The organism is Youngiibacter fragilis 232.1, from assembly GCF_000495435.3.
GTDB classification, from domain to species: domain Bacteria; phylum Bacillota; class Clostridia; order Clostridiales; family Clostridiaceae; genus Youngiibacter; species Youngiibacter fragilis.
The window spans coordinates 1-2,794 of sequence record NZ_AXUN02000084.1; the positions used below are offsets into that span (position 1 = coordinate 1).

1 protein-coding gene is annotated in these 2,794 nt (G+C 42.3%); it reads right to left on the reverse strand.

The annotated features are described in order from the left end of the window. Positions 1 to 623 precede the first annotated feature (623 nt). Positions 624 to 2,483, reverse strand: a complete 1,860-nt coding sequence (locus T472_RS05145) for a YgiQ family radical SAM protein (protein WP_439334303.1) — start codon at positions 2,481 to 2,483, stop codon at positions 624 to 626. Positions 2,484 to 2,794 lie beyond the last annotated feature (311 nt).

Consider the following 2,794-nt stretch of genomic DNA (forward strand, 5'->3'; position numbering starts at 1 on the left):
TGGCTCGTTCATGTTGTTTTTTTACAAATAATCTAGTAATCCCAATGCTTTGCCGGCACTCTTATTGTGCGAAGTTTCAGTTATATACTAATGTATTAAGTACTGCCTGTTTCTTAGCTTCGCTTTCTAACTCACGACTGAAGTCACGAGTTTACGCAAGCTTTTTCATCAAATAACACGATACCTGTTCAAATAGCAAGGCATAATGCCAGTTTTAGATTTCTAACATTTACTTATCTGGATGCCGTTTATTCTATCCACCATGGATTGCCAGGATCTTCTTCTTCTGTAAGATGACTTTAGCCATGAAATCCTCTGGTACATGTTGTGCCATACCAGCTAATGCCTTTACCAACATAGAGTAAGTGTCTCTATTACCCACATCCTCAGTTTATTGACACTTAACCTATCTCCTTATACCAATGGTTACATAGTGTGTACATTAGACAGGAATGGATCACTCCCTCACATACAGCAAGTTCTTAATATAATTGTACTATTTGCACCTTTCAACCTGCCAATAAAAAATGCAAAAACCCCGTATGATCCACTTGTATTGTGGAGTATACGGGGTAAAAACAAACGTTTCTGATTGCATTTTGAAGGACTTATGAACGGGTTTCTCACTTTTTTCTTTTCTCAATTGTTCTTACAGGCTTTCCCTTAATGTTAACCGCCTTGTCTTTAGCTGATATTTCATGATATTTGCTGTTTCTTTCTTTATTCAGAGGCTTCACCAGACATTTGGGGCCATATCCGATCAAGTCTGTCCGGTTCACCTGAGTCAATGCAGCACGAACAAGCTCATTCTTCTTGGGATTATTGAACTGAAGCAATGCCCTCTGCATAGCCTTCTCAGTCTTGCTTTTTGGTATATAGACCTCTTCCATTGTCATTGGATCTAATCCGGTGAAAAACATTGCTGTCGATAAGGTTCCAGGAGTCGGATAGAAATCCTGTACCTGCTCTGGCTGATAATGGGTATCCCTGAGATATTCTGCCAATTCTACCGCATCTTCCAGAGTACATCCTGGATGGCTTGACATCAGATACGGAACAAGGAACTGCTTTTTCCCTAGCTTCTCGTTTAATCTGAAGTACTTCTCCTTGAATTTCTCATAGGTCTTTCCCGCAGGCTTTCCCATATACTTCAGGACTCTTGCTGAAACGTGTTCTGGAGCCACCTTCAGCTGACCGCTGATATGATGCTCGATAAGTTCACTTAAGAATGCTTCATTCTTCTTATCAGCCATGATGTAATCATAGCGAAGTCCTGAACGGACAAATACTTTCTTGATTTTGGGCAATTTCCTTAGTTTCCTTAATATGTTCAGATACTCTTCGTGGTCAACAAAAAGATTTTTGCATGGGCTGGGGTCCAGACACTGCCTGTTTTTGCAGGCACCAATTTTCAACTGCTTGTCACAGGCTGGCTGCCTGAAGTTCGCTGTGGGTCCTCCCACGTCATGGATATACCCCTTGAAGCCATCCATATTAGTGATATCAGTAGCCTCCTGGATGATTCCCTCTTCACTTCGGCTTTGTACGATTCTGCCCTGATGGAATGTCAGTGCGCAGAAGGAACAGCTTCCGAAACATCCTCTTGAGCTTACAATGCTGAATTTCACTTCTTCGAGAGCCGGAATCCCTCCATCCTTTTCATACATGGGATGATAGTTCTTCTGGTATGGCAAAGCGTAGACCCGGTCCAGCTCCTCACGCGTCAATGGTTTCTCAGGCGTATTCTGTACCAGATATTTTGAATTCTGCTGCTGTACGATCATCCTTCCTCTAATAGGGTCCTGTTCCTGATACTGGACCTTGAAAGCTTCAGCATATTTCACCTTATTTTCAGAAACCGTCTTTGCAGAAGGTATCTCGATATAGTCATACACTTCTTCAAGTGAATCCACTACATAGCAGGTACCGGGAATATGACGGATGTATTTTGCCTCGAATCCATCATTCAGATATCTGGCAATTTCAACGATCTGCTTCTCTGCCATTCCATATACGAGCAGATCCGCATTGCTGTCAATAAGTATTGATTTACGGACGCTGTCGCTCCAATAATCATAATGGGCGAATCTTCTTAAGCTCGCCTCGATGCCGCCAATGATTATCGGGACATTCTTATAGGCTTCATGGATCCTGTTGCAGTAGACAATTGTGGCCCTGTCAGGCCTCAATCCCATTTTCCCTCCAGGTGAATAGAAGTCCCTGTCCCTTATTCTCTTGTTGACTGAATAGTGGTTGACCATGGAATCCATATTCCCTGCTGTAACTAGGAAGCCCAGCCTGGGCCTGCCCAATCTTTTGAAGTCTTCTGGATCCTTCCAATCAGGTTGAGCTATGATTCCAACCTTATATCCTGCATTTTCCAGAACTCTCGCTATTATAGCCGGTCCGAAGCTGTGATGGTCAACATAGGCATCCCCGCTGACCAGCACAAAATCCACCTGTTCCCATCCACGGGCCTCCATGTCTTCCCTGCTTACTGGCTGATACTGATTATTCAACAATTCTTTCCTCTCTTACATGTTAGTGCTGTTCTCATTGTAATCCACTGAAAAACTGACCATATCCGCCAATATACCTGAATACCTGCTTCAATATTCACACAAAGAATCCCGTGTCATTTTTCCAATCATCATTATTCGGAAAATTATAACACGAGATCTTAATTTGTTCCACCTGAACAGTGAATTTATACCTGTTCCTATTCCAAATCCCCATTTCACTCTTTTAGAATCATCCGCATTTAAATTAAGTCACTCAACTTTCCCACTTTAAT

Coding starts and splice junctions, on each gene's coding strand:
- T472_RS05145 (WP_439334303.1), bottom strand. CDS start 2,483: ATGGAGGCCCGTGGATGGGAACAGGTGGATTTTGTGCTGGTCAGCGGG.